At 46.6% G+C, this 25,853-nt stretch carries 22 protein-coding genes and 2 pseudogenes; 4 read left to right on the forward strand and 20 right to left on the reverse strand.

The window, feature by feature from the left end:
• Positions 1-50: 50 nt before the first annotated feature.
• The 7 genes from CEQ32_RS04575 to CEQ32_RS04605 all read right to left on the reverse strand — a co-directional run bounded on the left by CEQ32_RS04575 (position 51) and on the right by CEQ32_RS04605 (position 7,265).
• Entirely contained in the window at positions 51-1,187 is a 1,137-nt protein-coding gene (locus CEQ32_RS04575; RefSeq protein ID WP_088585585.1) for a family 43 glycosylhydrolase, read from the reverse strand.
• On the reverse strand, positions 1,162-2,124 hold the full coding sequence (gene yjfF / locus CEQ32_RS04580; RefSeq protein WP_122040736.1) for a galactofuranose ABC transporter, permease protein YjfF: 963 nt from the start codon (positions 2,122-2,124) through the stop codon (positions 1,162-1,164). The genes CEQ32_RS04575 and yjfF overlap by 26 nt, the downstream gene beginning before the upstream one ends.
• Positions 2,121-3,305, reverse strand: a complete 1,185-nt coding sequence (locus CEQ32_RS04585) for an ABC transporter permease (RefSeq protein ID WP_088585586.1) — start codon at positions 3,303-3,305, stop codon at positions 2,121-2,123. The genes yjfF and CEQ32_RS04585 overlap by 4 nt, the downstream gene beginning before the upstream one ends.
• Positions 3,306-4,805 carry a sugar ABC transporter ATP-binding protein gene (locus CEQ32_RS04590; RefSeq protein ID WP_088585587.1) on the reverse strand — a complete coding sequence of 500 codons (1,500 nt, stop codon included), beginning with the start codon at positions 4,803-4,805 and terminating at the stop codon, positions 3,306-3,308.
• A gap of 29 nt (positions 4,806-4,834) precedes the next feature.
• A complete protein-coding gene (locus CEQ32_RS04595) occupies positions 4,835-5,776 on the reverse strand; it encodes an ABC transporter substrate-binding protein (RefSeq protein WP_037431307.1) in 942 nt (313 codons plus the stop codon).
• A gap of 98 nt (positions 5,777-5,874) precedes the next feature.
• Entirely contained in the window at positions 5,875-6,930 is a 1,056-nt protein-coding gene (locus CEQ32_RS04600; protein WP_088585588.1) for an aldose epimerase family protein, read from the reverse strand.
• A gap of 80 nt (positions 6,931-7,010) precedes the next feature.
• Complete coding sequence (locus tag CEQ32_RS04605; RefSeq protein ID WP_083244004.1) at positions 7,011-7,265, reverse strand: SDR family oxidoreductase; 255 nt, start codon at positions 7,263-7,265, stop codon at positions 7,011-7,013.
• Positions 7,266-7,362: 97 nt separating this feature from the next.
• Here CEQ32_RS04605 and CEQ32_RS04610 point away from each other — a divergent pair, with 97 nt between their 5' ends.
• The gene (locus CEQ32_RS04610) at positions 7,363-8,571 is read left to right on the forward strand and encodes an IS4-like element IS10A family transposase (RefSeq protein ID WP_088585542.1); all 1,209 of its coding nucleotides are present in this window, start codon (positions 7,363-7,365) and stop codon (positions 8,569-8,571) included.
• On the opposite strand, the gene CEQ32_RS04615 is transcribed toward CEQ32_RS04610, so the two are convergent.
• Both CEQ32_RS04615 and CEQ32_RS04620 read right to left on the reverse strand, forming a co-directional pair.
• Positions 8,555-9,118, reverse strand: a complete 564-nt coding sequence (locus tag CEQ32_RS04615) for an SDR family NAD(P)-dependent oxidoreductase (RefSeq protein ID WP_226871868.1) — start codon at positions 9,116-9,118, stop codon at positions 8,555-8,557. The two genes, CEQ32_RS04610 and CEQ32_RS04615, sit on opposite strands and share 17 nt — an antisense overlap.
• Before the next feature lie 60 nt (positions 9,119-9,178).
• Entirely contained in the window at positions 9,179-10,912 is a 1,734-nt protein-coding gene (locus CEQ32_RS04620; RefSeq protein ID WP_069454962.1) for an IlvD/Edd family dehydratase, read from the reverse strand.
• A 186-nt stretch (positions 10,913-11,098) separates the two neighbouring features.
• Between CEQ32_RS04620 and CEQ32_RS04625 the strand changes: the two are divergent.
• Positions 11,099-11,551 (forward strand): annotated as a pseudogene (locus tag CEQ32_RS04625) (family 43 glycosylhydrolase); the annotation flags it as partial.
• 53 nt (positions 11,552-11,604) lie between these two features.
• On the opposite strand, the gene CEQ32_RS04630 reads toward CEQ32_RS04625, so the two are convergent.
• From CEQ32_RS04630 to CEQ32_RS04640, 3 genes are read right to left on the reverse strand one after another with little or no spacing between them, the layout of a single operon-like run.
• Positions 11,605-14,685 carry a Tn3 family transposase gene (locus tag CEQ32_RS04630; protein WP_088585589.1) on the reverse strand — a complete coding sequence of 1,027 codons (3,081 nt, stop codon included), beginning with the start codon at positions 14,683-14,685 and terminating at the stop codon, positions 11,605-11,607.
• A gap of 23 nt (positions 14,686-14,708) precedes the next feature.
• Positions 14,709-15,020, reverse strand: coding sequence for a type II toxin-antitoxin system RelE/ParE family toxin (locus CEQ32_RS04635; RefSeq protein ID WP_011918375.1), 312 nt, complete (start codon positions 15,018-15,020; stop codon positions 14,709-14,711).
• Entirely contained in the window at positions 15,020-15,280 is a 261-nt protein-coding gene (locus CEQ32_RS04640; RefSeq protein ID WP_011787805.1) for a type II toxin-antitoxin system Phd/YefM family antitoxin, read from the reverse strand. Before CEQ32_RS04640 ends, CEQ32_RS04635 begins: the two co-directional genes overlap by 1 nt.
• Before the next feature lie 169 nt (positions 15,281-15,449).
• Here CEQ32_RS04640 and CEQ32_RS04645 point away from each other — a divergent pair, with 169 nt between their 5' ends.
• Entirely contained in the window at positions 15,450-16,070 is a 621-nt protein-coding gene (locus tag CEQ32_RS04645; RefSeq protein ID WP_011787804.1) for a recombinase family protein, read from the forward strand.
• Positions 16,071-16,187: 117 nt separating this feature from the next.
• On the opposite strand, the gene CEQ32_RS04650 is transcribed toward CEQ32_RS04645, so the two are convergent.
• From CEQ32_RS04650 to CEQ32_RS04660, 3 genes are all read right to left on the reverse strand, one after another.
• Positions 16,188-16,520: a TraR/DksA family transcriptional regulator gene (locus CEQ32_RS04650; protein ID WP_011787803.1), complete on the reverse strand. Its 333-nt coding sequence runs from the start codon at positions 16,518-16,520 to the stop codon at positions 16,188-16,190.
• A 90-nt stretch (positions 16,521-16,610) separates the two neighbouring features.
• Positions 16,611-17,465, reverse strand: a complete 855-nt coding sequence (locus CEQ32_RS04655) for a universal stress protein (protein WP_011787802.1) — start codon at positions 17,463-17,465, stop codon at positions 16,611-16,613.
• A 34-nt stretch (positions 17,466-17,499) separates the two neighbouring features.
• Positions 17,500-18,990, reverse strand: a complete 1,491-nt coding sequence (locus tag CEQ32_RS04660; protein ID WP_011787801.1) for a SulP family inorganic anion transporter — start codon at positions 18,988-18,990, stop codon at positions 17,500-17,502.
• Positions 18,991-19,484: 494 nt separating this feature from the next.
• Between CEQ32_RS04660 and CEQ32_RS04665 the strand changes: the two are divergent.
• A pseudogene (locus CEQ32_RS04665) lies at positions 19,485-20,000 on the forward strand (family 43 glycosylhydrolase); the annotation flags it as partial.
• Positions 20,001-20,093: 93 nt separating this feature from the next.
• Here CEQ32_RS04665 and CEQ32_RS04670 read toward each other — a convergent pair.
• From CEQ32_RS04670 to CEQ32_RS04690, 5 genes are all read right to left on the reverse strand, one after another.
• The gene (locus CEQ32_RS04670) at positions 20,094-20,810 is read right to left on the reverse strand and encodes a FadR/GntR family transcriptional regulator (protein ID WP_037418975.1); all 717 of its coding nucleotides are present in this window, start codon (positions 20,808-20,810) and stop codon (positions 20,094-20,096) included.
• 235 nt (positions 20,811-21,045) lie between these two features.
• Positions 21,046-21,654: an HAD family hydrolase gene (locus CEQ32_RS04675; RefSeq protein ID WP_037431316.1), complete on the reverse strand. Its 609-nt coding sequence runs from the start codon at positions 21,652-21,654 to the stop codon at positions 21,046-21,048.
• A 76-nt stretch (positions 21,655-21,730) separates the two neighbouring features.
• Positions 21,731-23,233: an L-arabinose isomerase gene (gene araA / locus CEQ32_RS04680; protein ID WP_047536289.1), complete on the reverse strand. Its 1,503-nt coding sequence runs from the start codon at positions 23,231-23,233 to the stop codon at positions 21,731-21,733.
• A 38-nt stretch (positions 23,234-23,271) separates the two neighbouring features.
• A complete protein-coding gene (locus tag CEQ32_RS04685) occupies positions 23,272-23,967 on the reverse strand; it encodes an L-ribulose-5-phosphate 4-epimerase (protein WP_037418966.1) in 696 nt (231 codons plus the stop codon).
• A gap of 1 nt (position 23,968) precedes the next feature.
• Positions 23,969-25,642, reverse strand: coding sequence for a ribulokinase (locus CEQ32_RS04690; protein ID WP_088586944.1), 1,674 nt, complete (start codon positions 25,640-25,642; stop codon positions 23,969-23,971).
• Between the last annotated feature and the right edge of the window lie 211 nt (positions 25,643-25,853).

Raw genomic sequence — 25,853 nt, forward strand, 5'->3', positions numbered from 1 at the left:
CTATTTCGATTACTTAAGTGTGCGGTTCGTGTCTGTTAAACGCATTTCGCTTATTCGCGGGATTGCGTGTCTTGCTGATGCAGGGTTTGGCTATCGCTCTGCTGATTATCAAATACTGGGAAACCGTCCGCCGACCAGCGAATGGCGCGGTAGTAAGTGTGTCTATTACCGTCAGTCAATGGTGTCCCCTGCAGCTCAAGGTAATTACGAGCATGGTAAAACATCAGCTCGGTTTTACCATCCTCTGCCAGCACAAAACTATTATGGCCAGGACCAAAACGATTCAGGCTAGGCTCAGTGGTAAAGATTGGGCTTGGCGATTTATGCCAACTCTTGGGATCGAGTAAATCGGCATTTTCATCGGCCCATAATAGCCCCATGGCATAACGGTCGTCCGTGGCACTGGCGGAATAGGTCACGAAGACTTTACCGTTTTTAACCAACACCGCAGCGCCTTCGTTGACTTTAAAGCCTAAACGTTCCCAATCCAATAAGGGCTCGCTGATAATGGCTTCGTTATCAGAGAGTTGAGTTGGTGAGAGCATTTTGGCAATCACTAAACCGGTGTTGTAACGCTTGGCCTTATCCTGCTGCGCCCAAATAAAATAACGCTCGCCCTTCAGGCTAAAGCTGGTCGCATCGAGGGAAAAGGCATCCTGCGCCGACTGTAATTTACCTAGCTCTTGCCATTGGCCCGTCATCGGCGAGTCACCCTCAAGGCCTAAGACAAACATGCGGTTATGAAAACGCACATCCTTATTGCTGGCCGCAAAATAGATATACCAGCGACCATCGATTTTGTGCAGCTCTGGCGCCCAAATATCGATACTCATGGGGCCAGTTTCATGCTTGCGCCACAGGGTTTTAGGCGTTGCTTGGCGTAAACCATCTATGGTTTTGGCGTGGCGAAGTTCGATGCGGTCAAACTCAGGCACAGAGGCAATAAAGTAGTAACTGCCGTCATCATCGCGGATCACCCAAGGATCCGCCCTTCTCTCGATAAAGGGCGCCTTCGCATCGAGGGCTTGCGCCGTGGCGCTGTGGGATTGTGCGCGGCTAATCTCAAGCACAGGCACGGCTTGCGCTAATGGCAGTGCCAATGCGGCGAGTAAGCCACAGGTCAAAGGCAAGCGCCGAAAGACCGACAGGTTAGGTTGACGATTATCCATGTTGTTTTTTGCGTCCATTCAAGAGTTTCTGTAATAGGATGAAAAAGAACAATAAGAGTCCGATAACAATCTTGGTCCACCAACTGCTTAAGCTGCCATCGAAGGTGATATAAGTTTGGATCACCCCCATCAAAATCACTCCAAGTACAGTGCCGAGCACAAATCCACTGCCGCCCGTCAGTAACGTGCCGCCAATGACCACGGCCGCAATGGCATCCAGTTCGACGCCAATGGCGCCAAGCGCATAGCCAGAGAAGGTGTAAAAGGTAAAGACAATGCCCGCCAGCGTTGCCAGAAAGCTACTGATGGCGTAAATACTGATAGTGGTTTTAGCGATGGAAATCCCCATTAGTTCAGCAGAATGTTGATTGCCACCAATGGCATACACATTGGTGCCGAAACGGCTGTAATGCATCACAATGGCGATAATCACAAAAAACAGAATAAAGATCAGTGAGCTTAAATCGAGCGCAGCATTGCCTGGTAGTGCAATGCTCATCTCGGCCACCGCATCGTAAAATGGATGGTCAATGGCAATCGACTCTTCGCTGAGCGTCGTCGCTAAGCCCCGAGCGAGGAACATGCCCGCAAGCGTCACGATAAAAGGCTGCAACTTATACACATGGATAATGCTGCCCATGAGTGCGCCAAACAGCGTGCCAAGGGGGAGGATAACCGCAAAGGCTAACAGCGGATGCCACTGGTACTCGGTGATCAATAAACTGCTGACAACCCCACTTAAGGCGATGACGGCGCCAACTGAAAGATCAATGCCCCCGGAGATAATCACTAAGGTCATACCTAATGCGGTGATAAGTAAAAAAGCATTATCACGCAACAGGTTGGTGACTACTCGGCCGCTGGCAAAACCGTCAAACTGAAAGGTGCCGACCAGAAACATCGTCAGCAGCAATGAGGCGGTGATCCACAGCGGGATAAAACGTCTTGCTATCATGGTTTTTCTCCTGTCGCTGTGCTGACTTTTGCACTTGTGCCCTTTTCTGCTGGTTTTGCATCCGCTTGGCGCTTGGATTTGAATAGCGCCGACAATTGGCGCCTAAATTTAGCCGATTGCAACAGCAGCACGGTCAGGATAACGATGGCCTTGATCAGCAAGTTAAATTTAGCGGGTAAACCGCTGACGATAATCGTGGTTGCTAAGGTTTGGATGATCAGCGCGCCGACGACCGACAGAATCAAGGAGAAACGCCCGCCCGTGAGTGCGGCGCCGCCAATAACCACTGCTAATATGGCATCGAGCTCAAGCCACAGTCCGGCATTATTCGCATCTGAACCTTGGATATCGGCGGTGCTGATCATGCCGGCCAATGCCGCGCACAGACCCGCAATGGCATAGGCAAACAGTTTGATGGATTTATCGTTGATCCCAAGGTAACGACTCGCCTTGGCATTACAGCCCACCGCTTCGATAAACAGCCCTAAGGCGGTTTTACGTAGCAGTAATTGGCTAAAGATCAGCATCCCAATCACAATCCACACGGGCATCGGCAGGCCTAAAAACTGGCCCACGCCAATAGCGGCAAAGCCTGGGTGCTGGAAGGTGATAATTTGCCCTTGGTTGATAAGCTGAGCAACACCGCGCCCTGCCACCATCAAAAGCAAGGTTGCGACAATCGGTTGAATGCCTAAGAAACTCACCAGACCGCCATTAATACAACCGGCTAAGAGCCCAATACTCAGGCCTGCAGCAATGACGATGACTAAGCTTAAATCCGGCACTAACAGTAGATTCGCGCAAACGGCGCCCGCAATCGCCATCACGGCACCAACCGACAGGTCAATACCGCCAGTGGCAATCACGAGACTCATACCAATCGAGAGCAGCGCTACGGGTGCACTGCGATTTAAGATATCAATCAAAGAGCCATAAAGCCTGTCGTCTTGATAGCTGATATTAAAGAAACTGCTATCAATAAACAGATTGGCAAGTAACAGAATACCTAAAGCCAAGAGTGGCCAGAGGTATCGACCAATGGAGGTCGACTTGCCCGCTTGGTAACGGGTGTTTTTTTCTTGAACCATGGTTTTGTGGCTTTCCTGCATCCGTTGTCGTTCAGATGAGTTCGACTCAGACGAAAATGATTCGGTCGATAGGGTTTGGACAGAGCTTTTCATTTATCCCTCCGCAATCGCTTGCATGACGTGCTGCGAGGTTAATTCCGCGCCTGAAAGTTCACGTACTGCATATCTGTCGCGTAGCACCACGACTTTATTTGAAAAGGCCACAAGCTCATCAAGCTCGGACGATGCGACCAATAGTGACATGCCTTCATCACACAGGCTTCTGATAAGCTTGACGATTTCAGCGTGGGCGCCAATGTCGATGCCGCGGGTCGGCTCATCCAGTACCAATAAAATCGGCTCTATGGCTAACCAACGCGCGAGGATCACCTTCTGCTGATTACCGCCACTCAATTGCTCTATGGGTTTATCTGCGTCCGGTGTTGCAATCTGTAATTTATCGATAAAGAACTGGGCAATTTCCTGCTGCCGAGCTTTAGATAAATACCGCCACCACCCGATACGCGCCTGCAGCGCGAGTATGATGTTTTCACGAATCGATAAAGGGCCGATAATGCCGTCAATCTTGCGATCTTCCGGGCACAGGGCGATCCCGGCGCTGATTGCATCTACGGGTTGTGACAGATTCAATTTCTGCCCCGCTAAATGGATACTGCCGCTATCGACCAAGTCCAGCCCAAATACGGCGTTGCAGACTTCGCTGCGCCCAGAGCCTAATAGCCCCGCAAGTCCAACTGCTTGCCCTTTTGGCACGGTGAGATTCATCGATTGGATTGAGCCTTTTACCGACACATCTTTGAGGGACAAGAGCACGGCCTCAGCGCGGGTGACGGTGCGCTCCTTTTCCTGTTTATCAACCAATTGCTCCTGCAGAGAACGCCCGAGCATGGCTTCAATCAACTTAGGTTGTGGCAGTTCTGCCGTCAGAAATTCGCCGATAAACTGCCCGTTACGTAACACGGTAATGCGATCGCTTATCTGATAAACCTGATCGAGGAAGTGAGTGATAAAGACGATAGCCACGCCCTTGGCTTTGAGCTGGTTTAAGATCCCAAACAGCACTTGCACTTCTTTGGCATCTAAGCTCGCGGTAGGCTCATCGAGCACTAATACCTTGGCCGACATGGCTACGCCGCGGGCGATGGCGATCAGTTGCTGCACCGCGATGGAATAATCCGACAGCGGTGCGCTAACATCGATATCCAGCTTGAACTGGGTTAACACGGCCCGCGCGTCGGCATACATTTTTTTAAAATGGATCAGTCCAAGGCGGCGCGGTTCGTAACCGAGGAACAGGTTTTGTGCCACGGTCAGGTTAGGCACTAAGTTCACCTCCTGATAAACCGTGCTGATCCCCGCCTTTTGCGCGTCCATTGGTGTGTTGAAGTGTTGCGGCTCGCCGAGGAAAAGGATGTCGCCCATGTCTTTCGACTGGGCGCCTGTCATCACTTTCACCAGCGTCGATTTACCCGCACCGTTTTCGCCGAGCAGGGCGTGAACTTCCCCCGCAAATAACCGCAAACTCACATCCTCAAGGGCTTTTACGCCCGGATAGTGCTTACTGATCTGCTTGAGTTCTAAAATAAGGCTCATAGCTATTCCCCAAGAAAGCGTCAATCTGACTATTGATGGCGACGCTTTTCGTACTCGGCGGCAGCGGTTTCTTGGGTAAATACGTCACCCGTGGTGCTGATAAGCTTAGGCTGCTCCTTATTGCCCTTAAGGTACGCATCGATAGCATCAAACGCTGGGCCACCTAAGTAAGGGCTAAGTTCAACCGTGGCGTTCACATCACCATCGGCCATGGCCTTAAAGTAATCGGGCACACCGTCCACGGAGACGATCAGAATATCTTTGCCCGGTTTTAAACCTGCTTCTTTAATGGCTTGCACGGCACCCAGGGCCATTTCATCGTTATGCGCCCACACGGCGCACAGTGGCTGACCGTTTTGGGCCTTGAGGAAACCTTCCATCACTTCTTTACCCTTAGCACGGGTAAATTCGCCGGTTTGGCTGCGAACAATCTTGGCATTGGGATAATTGGCAATCACTTGGTTAAAACCAGTGGCGCGATCAATCGCTGCGGTTGCCCCGACTGTGCCCTGTAATTCGGCGATATCACAGTTGCCTTGGGTTTTATCCATGAGCCATTGGCCAATCTTGCGGCCTTCTTCGGTAAAGTCGGAGGCGATACGGGTGAGGAATAGGGAATCATCATCGACCTTGATATTACGGTCTACTATCACTACAGGGATGTTGGCGCGTTTCGCTTCTCTCAGCACTGGCTTCCAGCCTGTTTCCACTACAGGCGCGATAATAATGGCATCCACGCCTTGGGCGATAAAGCTACGCACGGCTTTGATTTGGTTCTCTTGTTTTTGCTGAGCGTCGGCAAATTTTAAATCTATACCCCGCTGTTTGGCCTCAGCTTTAACAGCTTCACTGAAGCTCGTTCGCCAACCACTCTCAGACCCAACCTGTGAAAAGCCTACCGTAGTGGCGTAGGCACAAGTGGCACTTACAGCCCATAATCCCAATGCGGTAATGATTTTATTATGTTTCATTATTATTCCCTTTATAACTTTAGGTAACAGAGATCCCCTAGCCTGCTAAAATCAGCAGGCTAACTCGTATAAATAAATATTATTTCGCCTTTATTGAATTAAATATTCTTAAACTTATGTACCGTAATTTGTTGATATTGAGTATTTGCCTCAAGCATGACATTCGGAAAATGATCAATATTGACCGCATTCGGATAACCGTGGGTTTCTAAACAGAGCCCATGGAATTGATTAATGCTATAACCTTCATCGTCAATATGGCTGCCATCGAGAAAGTTACCGCTGTAAAATTGCACGCCGACTTCCGTGGTACTAATTTCGAGTTCTCGGCCAGAAAGCGGATCTTTTAACACTGCAATTGTCTGCAAACTGTTTTTATTGTCAGGATTTCTATCCATCACAAAATAATGATCATAACCATTAGCTAATTGCTTAATATCTGCGGCAATTGCCTTTGGTTGTTTGAAATCGTAGGCGCTATCGTCGACTAAGATTAATTCGCCGGTTGGGATCTGTTCATTATCTAGGGCAAGAATATGGCTGGCATGGATGGTTAACTCATGCTCCAAAATACCTTGCTGTTTGTTTGAGGCAAGATTCCAGTAGGCATGATTGGTTAAACAGACGGGTGTGGTTTGATCGCAAGAGGCGTGATAACTTAGGATTAATTCATTGTTTTCATTGAGACGGTATTCTAGCTTAATGGCAAGATTACCCGGAAATCCTTGATCGCCATCGGGACTGGTAATGCTGAAAACCGCCACCACACTGTCACTGTTCTGCAAAGTCTCAACCTGCCAAGTGCAATGGCTTAATCCTTTAGGTCCGCCGTGAAGTTGGTTATTGCCTTCGTTGGCGACTAATTGAATCGTTTTACCTGCTAAAGGAAATTGTGCTTTACCAATACGATTCGCGACACGGCCGGCAGTAATACCAAAATAATACGGATTAGTCGCCCAATCTTTAATATCTTGATAGCCAAGACTTAATGAAATAGGTTGCTCATCTTTGCCATAAAGCTTTACCGACCAAATGCTAGCGCCGTAATTTGATAGAACCACTTCAAGCCCGTGGCTATTGGCAAGCGTGACTAATTGTAATTCATCCGCAAATGCGGCATGTTTTACATTTTTTTTAGAGACGGAGAGTTGCATGGTGAGTGCTTTACCTTTTATTTAAAAATAAACTCAGCACTCACCTCATTATTCAATGAACTGAAATTTTATTGTGATATTTAAATCCAACCACCATCGACAATAAAATTTTGTGCGGTGCAGAGTTTGCTATCATCTGCTGCTAAAAATAACGCCATAGCAGCAATATCTTCGGGCATTACATATTCTTTAATACATTGGTTATTTTCGATATGTTTTGCCGTATCTTTATCTACCCAGTGTGTGAGTTGACGTTTTGTCATCACCCAACCCGGCGTTAAGGTATTAATCCGGATTTTATCTTTGCCTAAATCGGCGGCTAAACCCTGAAGAATCCCCTGATGATTTACAAATAAATCATCAAATTAGGGTGGAAGCGCATCTTGTTGCATGATCAAATGGTTTCGCCAAAAACTACACTTGGACAACAAGATGCGCGAAGCCAATATCCTACTACATTCTTTACACCAATACTGCCCAGAACTTCACCTAAAACGATTAAACAGCTTGATGCTGGCCTCTAAGGCGCTGATTGAATGTAAGACACTGACCTTGACTGAGTTAGGTCGAAATTTACCAACCACGGCCCGAACCAAGCACAACATCAAGCGCATTGATCGTTTGCTCGGCAACACGCATCTGCATCAAGAACGGTTAGCTGTCTACCAATGGCATGCCAGCCTCATCTGTTCTGGTAACCCTATGCCGATTGTGCTCGTCGATTGGTCAGACATCCGAGAGCATAAACGCATCATGGCTCTGCGCGCCTCAATAGCCTTCAACGGCCGCTCTATTACCCTGTATGAGAAGTCCTATCCCCTATCAGAACAATGCTCTAAGGCCTCCCACAACGGTTTTTTAGCGGACTTAGCCAAGATTTTACCTTTGCATGTTACCCCTCTCATCGTGACTGACGCGGGGTTCAAAGTGCCTTGGTACAAAGAGGTTGAGGCGCATGGTTGGTTTTGGCTAAGCCGTATTCGCGGTACAGTTCAATTTGCAGATATTGGCGCTGAAAATTGGCGTGCAGTTCGCAGTACACATGACTTGGCCAACGGTCAAGCGAAGAGCCTGGGTTGTAAGACCTTGACCAAAACTAACCCTATCAATTGCCATCTCACGCTTTATCGTAGCAAACCTAAGGGGCGTACAAATCAGCGTTCAACGAGGACTAATTGCCACCATCCATCGGCAAAAACGTACTCAACATCGGCGAAAGAGCCTTGGGTGTTAGCCAGCAATTTACCACCAGAATCTCGGAGCCCAAAGCAGCTGGTAAACCTGTACGCCAAACGTATGCAAATAGAGGAAACCTTTCGTGACCTCAAAAGCCCGGCATACGGCTTTGGCTTACGCCAAAGTCGTACCAACAGTCCAGAGCGATTCGACATCATCCTACTGATAGCGTTGATGGTTCAATGCCTGTTGTGGCTAGTTGGTTTACACGCACAGCAACAGGGCTGGGATAAGCATTTTCAGGCCAATACCATTGGGCATCGAACGGTACTCTCAACGATTCGCTTGGGATTGGAGGTACTCAGGCGGCCTGATTATCAAATCACGGAGAAAGAATTGCTGGCGGCCTGGGTATTATTCGCCAATCAGTTGCTCAAATATGGCTATGCTATGGCTGATTTATGAGGGGATCCTTCAGGGCTAAACCTCGAGTTAAGCCCATGACACCAGCTTTTGAGGCCGTATATCCCGCCATTCCCGCTTGACGATTGTGCCAACTCATCGAGCCAAAATTGATAACAGAACCCCCGCCGAGCCGCTGCATTTGCGGCCTGACCGCTTGTACGGCAAAAAAGTAGTGCCGCAAATTGGTATTTAAGCATTGGTCCCAATATTCTGGCGTGACTTCATCTATGCTATGCCTTTCATCGCACGCGGCATTGTTAATCAATACTGAGATAGGGCCTAAATCGTCTTCAACCTGTGCAATGACGCTTTTAAGCGCAGCTACATCGACAAGATCACAGTGATAAAATTTCACACTGGCGTCAGGCTGAGTCTGCTTAAGGCCTGCGACAAGTTGAGTCGACTCCTCAACTAAAATGTCGACAAATGCCACCTTCGCGCCCTGCTCTAAAAAAGACCGTACTAAGCAAGCCCCAATACCCGTACCACCGCCACTGATAAAAATGGTCTTACCTTGTAAACTCGGGTATTGATTAGTCAACTTCATAACTCAACCTTTTATTAAAATAATTATTTGGTTTCATTATAAAAGAAAACGAGTTCATATTTAATGGGAATGTGCGGGTATCTCTGCACCTCGACATCCCACGAGAAAATCAAAATCACATCCCTCATCCGCTTGGAGCACATGGTCTTTAAAGAGCGAGAGATAGCCGCCATTGATTGGAATGGATTTCACCGCCGCGAGTTTTGCTAGGCGCGCCTGTAACTCTTGGTCGCTGATCTCCAGCTGTAATATCCCTGCATAGGTATCGAGCGCTATCATGTCACCATTTTGTACTGCGGCGAGTGGCCCAAGGGCTTGTGCTTCTGGCGCAACATGGAGAACAACGGTACCAAAGGCGGTGCCACTCATGCGTGCATCGGAAATCCTTACCATATCTTTAATTCCTTTTTTCAACAGCTTAGGTGGAAGTCCCATATTGCCGACCTCGGCCATGCCCGGATATCCCTTAGGACCACAGTTTTTAAGCACCATTATACTGGTTTCATCTATCTCCAGTTCAGGATCGCCGATGCGGGCGTTGTAATCATCAAAACTTTCAAACACAACCGCTTTGCCACGGTGTTGCATCAGGTGCGCGCTGGCGGCGGAGGGTTTGATTACTGCGCCGCGAGGCGCGAGATTGCCGCGCAGTACGCGAATGCCACCATTTTCAACCAAGGGATTTTCAAGTGACATAATCACCTCTTGGTTATAACAAGGCGCCTCTTTAACATTGTCCCAGAGGCTAGCGGCATTGACGGTGAGCGTGTTTTTGCTCAGTAAATCATGCTCAAACAGCTGCCTTAATACTGCTGGCAGTCCACCTGCGTAGTAAAAGTCTTCCATTAAGTACTGACCCGAAGGCTTAAGATTCACTATGGTCGGTACAGTGTAACCATGGCGCCAGTCATCGAGTGACAGTTCAACCCCTATCCTGCCGGCAATGGCCTTTAAATGGATAACGGCGTTAGTTGAACCACCAATGGCGGCATTGACTTTGATGGCGTTGATAAAGGCATCACGGCTTAAAATTTTACTTAAGGTCAAATCCTCTTTGACCATATCAACAATTCGCATTCCCGACATATGGGCCAACACTTGGCGGCGAGAATCCACCGCAGGAATGGCGGCATTGTGTGGCAAACTCACGCCGAGGGTTTCCACCATACAGGCCATAGTCGATGCAGTACCCATAGTGTTACAGGTGCCCGTTGAGCGGGACATATCCGCTTCGGCATTCATAAATGCGGCGAGGCTGATGTTGCCTGCTTTATATTCTTGATGCAGTTCCCATACGAGTGTGCCAGAACCCACATCCTTGCCCTTATGCTTACCATTGAGCATGGGCCCACCCGTGACGACTATCGTCGGTAAATCACAACTGGCCGCGCCCATCAATAAAGCCGGAGTCGTTTTATCGCAGCCCACTAACAGCACAACACCGTCGATGGGGTTGCCTCGAATGGCTTCTTCCGTGTCCATAGCCGCAAGGTTACGCGTTAACATGGCGCTAGGGCGCAAATTGGACTCGCCATTCGAAAACACGGGGAACTCCACCGGAATGCCACCCGCTTCCCGAATACCATTCTTTACTCTTTGGGCCAATTCCCGCAGATGACCATTGCAGGGCGTCAATTCTGACCAGGTATTACAAATCCCAATCACAGGCTTATTTTGAAAGTGATGCTCTGGTATGCCTTGGTTTTTCATCCAACTGCGGTACATAAAGCCATTTTTATCATCACTACCAAACCAGCTTGCCGAACGAAGTGTTTTCGGTTTTTTATTATTCATATGACACCTTCGTTTTCCAAAGCACGTGCCCTGCCCGACATCTTCAATTAGCCGCATTACAGTCGACTATCAGAGAGTTGGCGCACCTTTATGCCCTGGGTTAACAATTTGTACTTTAATATTGCTAGCACGTAAAAGTATTGGTATTACTATAATACTAAAATATCAAAAAACAATAGAGGAAGTATGAAAAAGGCATTTTCTAGTATTTGTGTGAGTGCTTGTTTGGCATTGATCACCACGGCAAGTACAGCGGCAATTGCTGCTAACCCTTTGTTTACGGATGTATTTACCGCCGATCCTGCCGCTATAGTGCACCAAGATACTGTCTATCTTTATACTGGCCATGATGTTGCAAAGGACAATCGTACCTTCTTTGACATGCATGACTGGCTGGTTTTTAGCTCTAAGGATATGCACAACTGGACGGCCCACGGCAGCAAGTTATCGGTGAAGGATTTCAGCTGGGCAAAAGGAGATGCATGGGCCAGCCATGTGATCGAAAAGGAAGGTAAGTTTTACTGGTATGTCACGGCAAGACACAACAAAATCAATGGTTTTGCCATAGGTGTCGCGGTTGCAGATAGTCCACTCGGCCCCTTCAAGGATGCCCGCGGAAGCGCCCTTATCACCAATGATGGCTAAATTTGCCCAACGCGCCAAAAATGTAAAGTTAGCTTTAAATTCTAAAATCACTCACTTGAATTCTCGTTCTCAATCAGCGCTTGCTTCCAATATTCTGGTTCAGCATATCGAGCAACCAATGCATCGATATCTATTTTTGAGGTTGATGGACTAAACTCAAAATTGCCATACATATTGATGTGCTGCCATGCAACGGGCGAAATACTGTGAAGCTGAGCCAGTGCATTTTGATCTCCTACTGTTTGCTTCTGTTCATAGACACGAGATAGCAGCACTGTGTTGTAGTAAATGACCGCGTTGGTGATGAGCCGAGAGCATTCATTCCATATTTGCTGCTCCTCTTCTGTTTTTACTCTGAATTTTCCACCGTTAACAAATGCAACTGCTCGTCTAAGACGATGATAGGCTTCGCCACGATTTAATGCTTTTTGTACACATTGACGTAAGCCAACATCGTCGACAAAGTCGAGAATGTATAGCGTTCGGCATATGTTTTCCAACTCCCATAATGCTTTCTTGGTCTGATTCTGACGCGAATAGCTCGAGAGTTTGCGAACAATCGTGGCTTGAGTAACATCTTTTTGAGCTAGCGATGCCATGATCCGTTGAATATTGGGCCATTCACGTTCAATCAATTCATCGTTGGTTTTTCGGGCAGGCTTTATTAGCCAGTCACCACACTCATTGGGATGTTGTGAGCCGACTAACGTATCCATTTTCTTATGCAAATCACGATAACGAGGTGCAAAATGATATCCAAATGCATGCAAAATCCAAAAATTAACCTGATTGGTGCCATGGGTGTCAGTGGAATGCCGTTCTGGCTTTATATCAGAGGTATTGTTATGCAATAAATCGAAAACGTAATGGCTTTCATGTTCGTGAGTCCCAATAATCTTTGCATTTATAGGAACATGATTTGCAACCAACGTGTAGGCGCTGACACCTTTCTGTAAACCAAAATACTTGGGAGAATATCGAGCGTTAAGGGTGTTAATTTGCGTTTCTATCCGCTGACCATCGCTACTTGAATGAAGTGTGTCCTGAATATCATAGAGATGAAATGCGGGTAGCTGGCTGGTCGCATTACTAATCGCATCATTAGCCGCTCGTAATGTCTCCAAGCGTAGATAATTTCTTGATGTCCCCGCCATTGATGCTGAGCTAAGGCCTGAAACCTCAGCCATTTTTGCTAACCCCATGTTTGTTCCCATCGCAACAATACAGGCGAAAATTTCACGGGGATCAGCTTCATGCTTTACATAACGATCTAATACATGGGTAAATGCATTTAAAAATCCAGTATTACCCGCAACAAACCACAGTAGATCCGCAATACCAATTCCTGGTAACTGGCTGTAAAAATCGCTATTAACGGATTCATCACTGCTCGGATAAAGCAGCTTCCAACGACGCTTTTCGGCAGCCCCAATTACTTTAATATGTTTGTTGACCCCATCAGAAATATGTTGGTTAATCGCACTATAACGTGCTGCTAGCATAGTATGAAATACAGCCAGAGTATCTTGGATAGGGGCCAATAAAATGGGTGCACCAATATCTTGCAATACTCGTTCTTTATCCTGCCATCTAAGATCGCTTATTAAGTCATCTTCAAAGCGGCGAAATTCATTACTATGTTTAACGTACACATCACCCGCTTCCAGTGAGTTGCGTAGTAGGCGATAGACCAAAAACTCATAGCGATCTACATCAAGCGTTTTAAATGTTTTGCCCTCTTTACTAAACAAATATCGGCGTAAACCTTTAGGAATAATCTCAGTCGGAAATGAATTAGGGTCAGTTTGCCTTGGTGATTTTTCTGTGCGCAATAAGTTTTGTAAAAACGCGATAGCTTCAAGCAAAGGAGAGTCTTCTACACGTCCGGCAAAATCCAGATCAGTAAAAAGTTGCCTTAAGTTACGTTTGAATGTGGCGGATAATTTTGTGTAATGTGACCATTCAAATGCCGTTTTGTCGAAAGCAATATTGCGTAAGTAATCAGCAACTAATGGGAATCTCTCTTGTTCAAGCAATGCATAGGCTTTTTCTTTAATAATGGAAAAAGGTGTGTCATCGGTGATGGTGTCATCCGTAAACAGGCTCAATACATGACCCGCAGCCTGTAAATTTTTCGCTGCATTGGTAACCGCATTATTCATTGCTTCTTCAGCGGCACGCTTGGCCTGTTTCTCGTATTGATCGACCCAATGGAGCAATGCTTCAATTAAGTTGTCATTAATTTGCTGAAACCGATGAAAAGCAAAAAACAGCAGATATAACTGTGCAGTCTCTTTTTTCATGCGTTGAAGTTTATAAGTGGTATAAAACTTAACCATAGAAGCATAATACTTGCCGCTTTCATTGGAGATCCCCGCTGTTATGAGGAACTGCTTGGCAAACTCATGTAGAGGCTGGAAAAACTGCCGCCGTGCGACTTCATGTCGCAATTCTTTATAACTGAAATCTTTAGCTTCATGTTTTAATGCGCTGACGCGAAATACTCCTGACTCAGCCCGAAGCAAAGCCGCTAATTGCTGATCGATAAGTGAAGTCATGCAAGTGCTAAGTAATCGAGCAATACGGGTGCGTTCATAAGCCACCACTCTACCAATCATCTCTTGCATATACCGATAACTGGGCATGACAATACGGTGTAATGCTAAGTATTGGGTTAATTCACGAAAGATAAAGATAGGTTGTGTCGATAACATCGCAACCCGCTGTGCTTTATCTTCCAAATCAACTTTTACCTCATTATCACATTGTTTATACTGGAATAAATCAAGAATTGCTCGTTGTTGTTCAGCCCTAATCGGTCTTGAGGGACTTTTCAGTCTTGAAAGCGTTTTGGTGGGAAAGTACAGCGCGGCAATGTAATCCAAGTCATTTAGTACTGACGATTCTTGTTCATAACTGAAAAACTGCCGTTTGGCTTTGAAATAGCCCAGTTGCAATACTAAATGGGCTGCCACAGAAAACGTTCGGGTATTGTCGAATGGCTCGCGCTCTTTAGCACTTAAGTCAAAATATAATCGACGATCATCATCTGAGAAATGAGGTAATCCAAACAGTTCATCTATTTCATCAGTTGACAAAATAGATAGCCGCCGAACATCATTTTTCATGGTGCCCTCCCTATTTCACTACATCAAATAATTTCCCGCTCCGCGAGATGTGCAAGTGGAACCATACTTTTATGTAAGATCCCAAATACAACGAATTGATGCTCATGTTGGATGTAATAGATGACATGACTTGAATAAGGGAAGCTAAACACATTCATGCGTACCTCGGGTCTATTTTTCCCAAGGGTGGGTGTTTCAGCCAGCAGTTGAATCGTTTGTCTAAGTCCTGATAAATAGGTCTTCGACTGAGTCGTTCCCCATTGGGCTAACGTAAAGCGGTGAATACCTATCAGATCAGATTGTGCATCGGGCGTTAAATGATAAGTTACCGGCATTAGTCATACTGCCCTGCGGCCAGCTCATCAAAAAAGGTATTACCATCAACCAAATTGCCCATTTTGATGTCAGTTATGGCTTTCACCGCTTTGGATTGAAGCAAATGTAATTTTAGTGTCTCGATACTTTGGTATGCATCAGCTGAAATAACAACGGCCACAGGCTTGCCATTTTTATTAATTTGGATTGGAGCTTGTTGAGCTTTGAGCAACAAATCTCCAAAGTGAATTTTTGCTTCATTGGCTGAAAGAGTGTTCATTTATCACCTTTAAACGAATCGTTCGATTCGCTCAATTTACACCAGTTGGGCGATAAAAGTCAAAAATGCACCCTATCAAAATGTATACTATTTGATAGCTCTGGTTATTACCTATCAAAACTACTATCATAAGTGCATTATCAAAACCTTTAAAGAGATATGGTGATTTATGTCCAAAGTTGGTTATGCTCGAGTGAGTTCCACGGGTCAAAGCTTAGAAGTGCAACTGGGCAAGTTACATCGAGCTGAGTGCAATAAGATATATCAAGAAAAACGCAGTGGGAGGACGGCTGAACGGTCTGAATTTCAATCTTGCATGAGTTATTTACGTGAAGGGGATACCCTAGTGGTAACCCGACTCGATCGTCTTGCTCGCTCAGTCGTCCACTTAGCCCAGATTGCTTCGCGTTTTCAAAGTGAAGGTATTGATTTGCTCGTTATCGATCAGAACATTGATACGAGCACTTCGACTGGGAGACTCATGTTCAATATGTTGGCTGCTATTGCTGAGTTTGAAAATGACTTGCGGACAGAGAGGCAAGCTGAAGGTATCGCAAAAGCACATGAAAATGGAGTTAAATTTGGTAGGCCTGTAAAACTTACGGACACCTTAAAACAAGCAATTTATGATAAAAGAGCTGAGGGGGCCACTATTGGTCAGCTTGCCAAGGAGTATCACCTTGGAGAAGCTTCTATTTATCGGGCAATAAATTCAGTTAAGCAATCAATTGTTTCCCCCTACTCGATAGATGTTAAAGAGCTGCGAGATTATGGAAAATATAAAACGTGATTGATACTGACTATTGTATGTATTGACGTTTAAAATTAGCCTTACTGTATTAACGTAACATCAATAGGTATGATAAATTTTCCTTATCTAAAGAGCCTTAGCCTAACATTAATATTTCTACGAACAGTTAATGCAGCGAGTCACGGTAGGATCAAACATAAGCCGATTCAAATCGATATCTTCACCACAGACAAAACAGCTGCCATATTCATCGCTATTTATGCGCAATAATGCACCTTCAATAACTTGTAACTGATGCTGCTTGCGTCTCGCAGTTTCTAATTCCATTTGCTGTCCTTGCAATGCATCTATACGTGAAAGACGTCCGAGTCGTGATTGGTCAAGTTCGACAACTTGCACATCACTCGTTTGTGCTGCAATCTGCGCTAACAAACTTTCCAGCATTTGCTGTAACTGTAAATGCAGTTGTTGCTTTAGCTGCTCGTTCATTTCACCTCCAAACTTAAGCGTCAGAACCTATCTCTATTACTATGCACTAACCAGCGTCTTGGATACTGATTAGTGCAATATCAATAGCTGTTAGCGCAATAATAATAATGGGATATGGCTTTTACTGATCATCTTTGTGGTATTGCTTCCCACAAAAAACTCTCTTATCCGCGAATGGCCGTAGGCCCCCATCACCATAAGATCGATGTGATGCTCAAGTTGATAGATCTCAAGAGCCGTTTGAACTTCTCCCTGACAAACAGCGGTAACCACATTGAAATTCGCCGCCATCAGAGATTCGGTCACCAACGCCAGTTCTGCTGTCGCCTGTGATTGAGCATCAGACACCATCACCAAATGACATTCAAGCCCTTTTAAGAGTGGACTTGTTAGCACTTGATTAAGGGCTTTTTTCGCAGTAATGCTGCCATCGTAGGCAATCATAAATCGTTTCGGTGCTTCAAACTCTGTCATCACCACTAAAATAGGCTGCTTAACTGTGCGAATGACGTTTTCTAGATGGCTGCCAATCGCCTGCGCTTGATCTTGATGTTGCTCCCCTTGACGCCCCATCACCACCAATCTGGCATGGGATTCTTGCTCTAACAGGGTTTCGACTAAATCGCCGTGACGCTGCAAGGTTTTAACCACGACTGCAGGTTGTGCCTCCACGATGCGCGTTTGCGCATCTTGCAACATATACTTACCCTGCTCGAGTGCCAGCTTGCCCCGGCGCGCTTCGAGCTCAACCATTTCATTGAGCAAGTGCTCCCGTGTACCTAGGCCAATATTTCCCGACAGATCTGACTCTATCGGATAGGCTGACTTATCCAATACATGTAATAGGATTACAGGGGCATTCAGTTGAAAGGCGGCCCAGCCACTGGCATCACATACAGCGGATGTCACATTTGAACCGTCAATACAAGCAATCACATTTGTCATCGTTTTATTCCTTTGTTGTTGTGTTGCTAATGGCTTAGTGACCAGACATCATTTTTTCAACTTCTTCTGGCTTATCGTGTACCCCAAATTTATCGACTATGGTGGCACTGGCTTCGTTAAGGCCAATCAACTCAACCTCAGTCCCCTCGCGGCGGAATTTAATCACTACCTTGTCGAGGGCCGATACCGCGGTAATATCCCAAAAATGTGCTTGAGATAAGTCGATAGTCACTTTATCAACCACTTCCCTAAAATCGAATGAATTACTGAACTTATCTGATGAAGCAAAAAAGACTTGTCCAATAACCTGATAATGGCGACCAGTGTCAGCAGCAGTCGTTGTACTCTTAACCACCATAAAACGTCCCACTTTATTAGCAAAAAATAGGGACGCGAGTAATACACCTACAAATACCCCAATTGCTAAGTTATGGGTAGCGACCACGACCACAACCGTCGCCACCATCACAAGGTTGGTTGACATAGGATGATGCTTAAGATTACGGATTGAATCCCAAGAGAATGTACCGATAGCCACCATGATCATCACGGCAACCAGTGCCGCCATAGGAATAAGCTTTAACCACTCTCCTAAAAACACCACCATCACAAGTAAAAAAACGCCTGCAGCGAAGGATGATAAACGTCCGCGACCACCCGATTTAACGTTGATGATCGACTGACCAATCATAGCGCAACCAGCCATACCGCCCATTAAACCCGCGCCGATATTGGCAATACCTTGGCCCTTACACTCGCGATTCTTATCGCTTTGGGTATCGGTTAAGTCATCAACTATGGTGGCGGTCATCATAGATTCCAGCAAGCCCACCACGGCAAGGCCGGCCGAGTAAGGGAAGATGATCATCAGAGTTTCAAGGGTCAAGGGCACTTCAGGCCAGAGGAAAATAGGTAAAGTATCAGGCAGTTGTCCCATGTCGCCGACAGTACGAATATCTAACCCCATATAAACCGCAAAAAGCGTTAATCCGACAATACACACGAGAGGCGAAGGTACGGATTTACCAATCACAGGGATGAGTGGGAATAGGTAAATGATACCGAGGCCAGCTACCGTCATCGCATATACGTGCCAAGTCACATTGGTCAGTTCGGGCAACTGGGCCATAAAGATCAAAATCGCCAGTGCATTCACAAAACCCGTCACCACAGAGCGGGAGACGAAACGCATCAAGCTACCGAGTTTTAAGTAACCCGCAGCAATTTGCAGCACACCGGTTAATAAGGTCGCCGCGAGTAAATACTCAAGGCCATGTTCCTTTACTAAGGTCACCATTAACAGTGCCATCGCGCCTGTTGCGGCAGAGATCATGCCAGGACGGCCACCAGTAAAGGCAATAACCACAGCGATACAGAATGAAGCATATAGGCCGACCTTAGGATCGACACCTGCAATAATAGAAAAGGCAATTGCCTCAGGGATTAACGCCAGCGCTACCACAATACCGGCTAACAGATCTCCGCGTATATTGGAGAACCACTCTTTTTTCATGGTTTGAATCATGTTACTCACTCTGATTAAAATTAAATCAATAACAAAAGCTAACGCTAGCCATATACACAGATGTGCAAAGACAAGAGCTTTTTCGTCAACGTGACGAATCAATATTAGATTTATGGAGGTACAACAAAAGCTACCGAAGGGTAGATACTACGAACGGATCTGAGCGATCCAAAATGAAGGGGGTTAAACTAATGCGGCTTAAAGCTCATTACAGAAATTATCCTTACAACAGGTAAAATGAGTAAAATTTTGATTTTTAGCTATATACAGAAACACAATATAGAGTTAGGTAAGGATACCGTTCAGGTCGTTGAAAGTCAAAGGACCAAAATCAGATTAACTATGATCCGGTAAGCTGTAACGACTTAAATTCAGTGTTAATGAGCGTAACCAGATAAATTCCACATTAAAAACAAAAAAAAACAGTGGCTTAATTTAGCTCAAGAGCTTAGTTATAAAGCTAACTTTACATTTTCGGCGCGTTGGGCAAATTTAGCCATGATATGACCACAGATACCGAGATTGATTGGGATGATATCGATCCTGCTGTCTTTATCGATGATGACAAGCAAGCCTATCTGTTTTGGGGCAACACTAAGCCAAGATTTGCCAAGTTAAAAGCCAACATGATTGAACTCGATGGCCCAATTCACTCGATTGATATTCCAAACTTTACCGAAGCACTCTGGGTACATAAAAAAGATAAAACCTATTATCTTTCATACGCTTCAGGCTTCCCTGAAAAAATTGCCTATGCGACCAGTGATAGCATTCAGGGGCCGTGGAAGTACCAAGGTATCTTAAATGAAGTGGCGGGTAACTCGCCGACAAACCATCAAGCAATCATTGAATTTAAAGGTAAATCCTACTTTATCTATCATACCGGCGCCTCGCAGGATGGCGGCGGTGAGTTTAGACGTTCCGTCGCAATTGACCCGCTGCATTACAATGCCGATGGCACCCTACAGCGTATTCATATGACAAGCGAAGGCATCAACGAGCCGCAGTAATCCTATTTTTTACTCGCTCTAAAGTAAAAAAGGTGAACCTAAGTTCACCTTTTTTATTTGCAGTAAAGCGGCGTTAAAAATTTAAGCAAGCCGTTATTTACGCACGATATTTTTATGCACTGTATCTTGAGACGTCGAGAGTAATTTATTCATCTCGGCTTTCGCGCCTTCACTGTCTCCTGCGGCAATCGCAGTATAAATGGCCTTATGGCCAGGGAGGGATTGGATAAAGTCATCCTGAATTGTGCTACTGAGTCTAAAGATTTCGAGCAGCGCAGATTGGATAGACACGCCGAGGGATACCATAAACTCGTTATTGGTCGCATCTAAAATCGCCATGTGGAAATCGATATCCGAGGTATACACTTCATCCGTACCTAATTCGGCCGCTTCCATCTTGGCATAAGCAGCCGCAATCACCTCAAGCTGCTCTGGGGTGCGTTTCTTGGCAGCCAGTTCCGCCGCAGCGGGTTCAAACACGGCACGAATTTCATAGAGTGAAGTATAAAACTCGGGTGAAGGTTTCGATTGGGAAAACCAGTTTAAGATCACCGGATCAAACATATTCCAGTGGCGACGCTCACGAATTCGAGTGCCAAGCTTAGGGCGAGACTCGATAAGCCCTTTTGCTGTGAGCACCTTAAAGGCTTCCCTTAAGGAGGTGCGTGATACTTCCAGCTCTTCACAGATAGCATTTTCGTTAGGGATATATTCACCTGGCGCATAAAAGCCGCCCACAATGCGAGAACCTAATTCGCTTGCCACCCAGTTATGGATATTCTGCGGACGGTTATTTGCCTGATTTGCCATAGTGCCCTCTTTAACTCTCTATCTCTGTGCTCAATCCAATCAGCTGGATAAGGTACTTAACGCGGATAAACAAATGTTATGATACTACCTTTCCTGATAAAGGTAATAAAAATTTTGTTAACGCTAAGAATTTATGGGGATTTCCTCAAACTCATTGTCCCTACCTTACCCCAAAGTTTTACATTGTAAAGCCTAATTTTGCGTTTTAGCCAGTGATTGGACAAGCTCGCAACGGCTATTGAGCGCCTAGGAAATAGTCATTTTCAATCTGTAATTCAGCATGCACATCGACCACAAACATCCCCGCCGCTTCGGCGGCTTGGATACCCGCCTTCGCATCTTCAAATACGATACAGCGCTCTGGCGCTATGCCCATCAGCTCGGCGCAGCGTAAAAAAGTATCTGGCGCAGGTTTGGGTGACGCGACTTGGTCAGCCCCCACCACATAATCGACTAATTCCAGTAACCCACACAGGGTTAAGATTTGAATGGCTTCCTCTGTGTAGGCGCCTGTGCCGACCGCCATTGGGCGTTTGCCCTGATTCTGCTTGGCAAATTCGGCTAATGCCGTCGGTTTGACATATAAATGCATAGTGTCGCGCACTAGGGCTTCTTTATACTCGTTCATGGCTTCGCAACTGGCCGTTGGTGTGACGCCAAAATGGGCGATCAGAATCTCTAAGGTGCCAACAGTAGGCACGCCCGCTAACGAGCGCATTAGAGCAGGCTCTACGGGGATCCCAAAGTGATTCAAGGTTTGTCGCCATGCCTGTTCATGCAACTGACCGCTGTCGACTAAGGTGCCATCCATATCGAAGATAATGCCGTCAAATTCTGTATACATCTGTGTTAACCCTATGAAATGAATGGTTCCAGAAAAATGAAAGCCGCCCGAAGGCGGCTTTATTGCTGCGCAAGAATTATAACCCTCTTGCTAAACCGTAATAAACGGAATTTTGGCGAAGTTCATTCTTAAACTCGCGGATCTTAGTGTCGGCATCGATGATAACCAGTTCAGCACCGGCCATTTCAGCAAAGTCGACAATCTGATCTGTGGTGATAGCTTGACTATAGGCCGAGTGGTGAGCACCACCGGCGTGGATCCAAGCTGCGGCGGCAACGGCTAAATTCGGACGAGGCTCCCACAGCGCAGACGCGACTGGTAAGTTAGGCAGATCCTGTGGTGGCGTCACTGTATCTAATTCATTGAGAATGATACGGAAACGGTTGCCTAAATCGATAGTCGATACGTTGATTGCTGGGCCCGCTTTACCAGTGAATAACAGACGTGGCACGTCACAACGCACACCAATGGTATGGCGGTGAACTTCTAAACGCGGTTTTGCCGCGGCAATCGATGGGCAGACTTCTAACATGTGGGCGCCAAGAACTTGGTCAGTCGCCCCAAAGTTATAGGTGTAGTCTTCCATAAATGAAGTACCACCGGCACGGCCTTGACCCATCACCTTCATAATGCGCACCATGGCAGCCGTTTTCCAGTCACCTTCGCCGCCGTAACCGAAACCGTTCGCCATCAGACGTTGGGTAGCCAGTCCCGGTAATCCTGTCATACCAGTCAGGTTTTCGAAGCAGTTGGTAAAGGCACCAAATCCACCTTGGGTTAAGAATTGGGTTAAGCCGAGTTCAATCTTGGCTTCTTTTCTTAAACGGTCTAATTGGTATTCATCACCAAAAAGTTCGTTACCCACTTGGTATTCACTGGCGTAACGATCGAGCTGTGCGGTTACATCGCCTTCGGCAATAGCTGCAATCGCTTCATTAAGTTCACCTAAGCTATAGGCGTGCACTTCGTAACCGAATTGAATTTGTGCGGCAACTTTGTCGCCTTCGGTCACGGCCACTTGACGCATGTTGTCGCCAAAGCGAGCGATACGCAGGTTTTGGCTCTCGTGCCAACCCGCCGCTGCGCGGCACCAATCATCGATTTGTGCCTGTACATCGCTGGATTGCCAGTGACCCACAACCACTTTGCGCTCTTTACGCATACGTGTGCCGATAAAACCAAATTCGCGGCAACCGTGGGCACTTTGGTGGGTGTTCATGTAGTTCATATTGATTTCGCTCCAAGGGAGCTCGGCATTGAACTGGGTATGTAAATGCATGAATGGCTTGCTTAATTCATTCAGGCCAGCAATCCACATCTTGGCGGGAGAGAAAGTGTGCATCCACAGAATGACGCCAACACAGTTTTCATCGCTGTTGGCCGCTTGGCATACGGCATGAATTTCCCGTGGGGATTTTACGGTTGGCTTGTACACCACTTCCATCGAAATGGCGGAAGATTCATTAAAGCCATGAACAATTTGCTCACTGTTTTTAGCGACTTGTTCTAATACCTTCGGGCCGTATAAATCCTGTGACCCTGTGATAAACCACACTTGTTTTTGTTTGAAGGCTTTCATATTACTCTCTCTAGTTTGAAATGAGACCCGACTGGCAATTACTTGCTTTGGCCGTAATAAGCGTCTTTTCCATGCTTACGCAAATAATGCTTATCAATAAGCTCTTGTTTTAACTGATTTATACCTGGTGATAATGTTTTGGTGAGATACGCCATCCGCGCGATTTCTTCGAGCAACACGGCGTGGTACACAGATTTAGCCGCATTCGCGCCCCAAGTGAACGGCGCGTGGCCTGCCACTATCACCATGGGCGACTCGTTGGGATCTCGGTCGGCAAAACAATCGAGGATCTGCACGCCGGTTTCTTCTTCGTAGTCGCGGCTTATCTGATCATTGCGCATCACTGCTGTGCATGGAATTTCACCGTACACATAATCGGCCTGTGTCGTGCCTAAGCAGGGAATCGCGATCTGCGCCTGCGCCCACGCGGTGGCATAGGTTGAATGGGTATGGGTAATGCCACCAATACTCTGCCACTGACGATACAAATAGGTGTGCGTCTTGGTATCGGATGAAGGACGCATGCGCCCTTCGACGATTTGATTCTCAAGGTCAACAATCACAATGTCTTCAACCTTCAAATCTTCATAGGGCACGCCGCTGGGCTTGATACCAATCACGCCCAGTTGACGGTCAATTTGTGAAACGTTGCCAAAGGTGTAAGTCACCAGTTTGCGTTTCTCAAGCTCCATGTTGGCTTCGTAGACTTCGCGTTTTAGCTCTAAAAAAGACATCTTATTTTGCTCCATCAACATAGTGGCCAAGGGCTAAGTACGCTTGATAAAGCGCTTGATATTTCTGTGCGTTTTCAGGATTCGGTTGATAGGTTTTCGCAACGCTTGAGGCCATTGCGGCTTGGGCACTCAACACATCGGGATAAACCCCGGCTGCGGTTGCGGCATAAATGGCGGCGCCGAGGGCACAGCTTTGTTCGCTCTCGAGTACGTCGATATTGCAATTCCACACATCGGCGCAGGTTTGCATAATGAAGTCGGATTTTTTCGAGATCCCACCTATAGTGACCACATGGTCAATGCAAACGCCTTCTTGTTTGAAGCGCTCGATAATGGCCCGTGCGCCATAGGCGCTGGCTTCCACTAAGGCTTTGAAGACTTGCGGTGCTTGGCTGCCCATGGTTAAGCCTGTGATAGCCATGGCAACGGATTGATCAGCATCGGGCGTGCGACGTCCATTAATCCAATCCAGCGCGACAATACCCGTCTCGCCAACGGGGAGTTTCGCGGCCGCATTGCCCAGCACGGTTAAGGTTTCAGCCTCGAGTTGCTGAATAAGTTTGGCTCTGGTGTCGTCATCAAACAGCGCTGAAGTGTCGAGCTGTTGCATCGGCCATGCGGTGAGTTCCCTAAACCAAGCGTAGAGATCGCCAAAGGCGGACTGACCCGCTTCAAGGCCAATCATGCCGGGTAATACGGAACCATCGACCTGACCGCAAATCCCTTTGATACAACGCTCACCAATATCTTCATAACTGGCGACCGTGATATCGCAGGTAGAGGTGCCCATCACCTTGGTTAATACGCCGGGCTTAACATTGGCCCCAACGGCGCCTGCGTGGCAGTCAAATGAGCCAAAAGACACGATAACCTCGGTCGATAGCCCTAAATGTTGTGCCCACTCAGGGGTTAACTGACCACAAACCTTGTCGGATGTGCAGGTTTCAAGGGGTAATTTGTCTCTTAAACCATCGAGTAAAGGGTCGATGCCAACGAAAAAGTCATTCGGCGGATAACCATTCCATGACTCATGCCACATCACTTTGTGACCAGCGGCGCAGCGCCCTGCTTTAAAGACTTTTGGATGTGTGGTGCCCGTCATTAATGCGGTGATCCAATCACAGTGCTCGACCCAGCTATAGGCGGCTTGTCTGACTTCTGTGTCGTGGCGCAGTACGAATAGCGCTTTCGCCCAAAACCATTCGGAGGAGTAAATTCCCCCTTCATATTTCAGGTAATTTTCGTTTGCATTATTTGCCGCGGCGGTAATTTGCTGAGCTTCGAGGATGGCGCTGTGATCTTTCCAAAGCAAAAACATGGCATTGGGGTTATTCGCAAACTCTGGTTTTAAGGCTAAGGCAACGCCAGCTTCGTCGACGGCAATGGGAGTTGAACCTGTGGTATCAACACTCAACCCGCAGACTCTTTGCGCGGCGCCACTGGGGGCTTTTGCCCATAATCCTTGCACTACCTCGATAAGACTTTCGATGTAATCGAGGGGATGTTGTCTAAATTGATTCTTCGCGGGCTCACAAAACAGCCCCTTCTTCCAACGTGGGTAGTACACCACATTGGTTGCTACTTCTGCGCCCGTTTGGGTATCCACCAATAACGCGCGTACTGAATCAGAGCCGTAATCAAGCCCTAACGCGTAAACCCCTAAAACATTCGACATTTGCATCCCCATTCATTTTGTCTGCGTCCTATTCGGTTTACGCAGGTAGAGTGAATATCATTTCATACTACAATATTACTACGAGTTAATAGTAATACAATATGATTTTAGTTGTTGGGTGATAAAATTTTTAACATTAAGGCTGAGCATGTAACGATTAGGTGAGGAAGAGTGTGGAAAACTAAGCTGCGCTTAGCTTGACTCAAACGGT

The sequence above is a fragment of the Shewanella sp. FDAARGOS_354 genome, from assembly GCF_002209245.2.
In the GTDB taxonomy this organism is placed as follows: Bacteria; Pseudomonadota; Gammaproteobacteria; order Enterobacterales; family Shewanellaceae; genus Shewanella; species Shewanella xiamenensis.

Bases quoted from the DNA above. Each gene is read 5' to 3' on its own strand.
- CEQ32_RS04575 (WP_088585585.1), bottom strand. From the start codon at position 1,187: ATGGACGCAAAAAACAACATGGATAATCGTCAACCTAACCTGTCGGTC.
- yjfF (WP_122040736.1), bottom strand. From the start codon at position 2,124: ATGATAGCAAGACGTTTTATCCCGCTGTGGATCACCGCCTCATTGCTG.
- CEQ32_RS04585 (WP_088585586.1), bottom strand. From the start codon at position 3,305: ATGAAAAGCTCTGTCCAAACCCTATCGACCGAATCATTTTCGTCTGAG.
- CEQ32_RS04590 (WP_088585587.1), bottom strand. From the start codon at position 4,805: ATGAGCCTTATTTTAGAACTCAAGCAGATCAGTAAGCACTATCCGGGC.
- CEQ32_RS04595 (WP_037431307.1), bottom strand. From the start codon at position 5,776: ATGAAACATAATAAAATCATTACCGCATTGGGATTATGGGCTGTAAGT.
- CEQ32_RS04600 (WP_088585588.1), bottom strand. From the start codon at position 6,930: ATGCAACTCTCCGTCTCTAAAAAAAATGTAAAACATGCCGCATTTGCG.
- CEQ32_RS04610 (WP_088585542.1), top strand. From the start codon at position 7,363: ATGCGCGAAGCCAATATCCTACTACATTCTTTACACCAATACTGCCCA.
- CEQ32_RS04615 (WP_226871868.1), bottom strand. From the start codon at position 9,118: ATGAAGTTGACTAATCAATACCCGAGTTTACAAGGTAAGACCATTTTT.
- CEQ32_RS04620 (WP_069454962.1), bottom strand. From the start codon at position 10,912: ATGAATAATAAAAAACCGAAAACACTTCGTTCGGCAAGCTGGTTTGGT.
- CEQ32_RS04630 (WP_088585589.1), bottom strand. From the start codon at position 14,685: ATGAAAAATGATGTTCGGCGGCTATCTATTTTGTCAACTGATGAAATA.
- CEQ32_RS04635 (WP_011918375.1), bottom strand. From the start codon at position 15,020: ATGCCGGTAACTTATCATTTAACGCCCGATGCACAATCTGATCTGATA.
- CEQ32_RS04640 (WP_011787805.1), bottom strand. From the start codon at position 15,280: ATGAACACTCTTTCAGCCAATGAAGCAAAAATTCACTTTGGAGATTTG.
- CEQ32_RS04645 (WP_011787804.1), top strand. From the start codon at position 15,450: ATGTCCAAAGTTGGTTATGCTCGAGTGAGTTCCACGGGTCAAAGCTTA.
- CEQ32_RS04650 (WP_011787803.1), bottom strand. From the start codon at position 16,520: ATGAACGAGCAGCTAAAGCAACAACTGCATTTACAGTTACAGCAAATG.
- CEQ32_RS04655 (WP_011787802.1), bottom strand. From the start codon at position 17,465: ATGACAAATGTGATTGCTTGTATTGACGGTTCAAATGTGACATCCGCT.
- CEQ32_RS04660 (WP_011787801.1), bottom strand. From the start codon at position 18,990: ATGATTCAAACCATGAAAAAAGAGTGGTTCTCCAATATACGCGGAGAT.
- CEQ32_RS04670 (WP_037418975.1), bottom strand. From the start codon at position 20,810: ATGGCAAATCAGGCAAATAACCGTCCGCAGAATATCCATAACTGGGTG.
- CEQ32_RS04675 (WP_037431316.1), bottom strand. From the start codon at position 21,654: ATGTATACAGAATTTGACGGCATTATCTTCGATATGGATGGCACCTTA.
- araA (WP_047536289.1), bottom strand. From the start codon at position 23,233: ATGAAAGCCTTCAAACAAAAACAAGTGTGGTTTATCACAGGGTCACAG.
- CEQ32_RS04685 (WP_037418966.1), bottom strand. From the start codon at position 23,967: ATGTCTTTTTTAGAGCTAAAACGCGAAGTCTACGAAGCCAACATGGAG.
- CEQ32_RS04690 (WP_088586944.1), bottom strand. From the start codon at position 25,642: ATGTCGAATGTTTTAGGGGTTTACGCGTTAGGGCTTGATTACGGCTCT.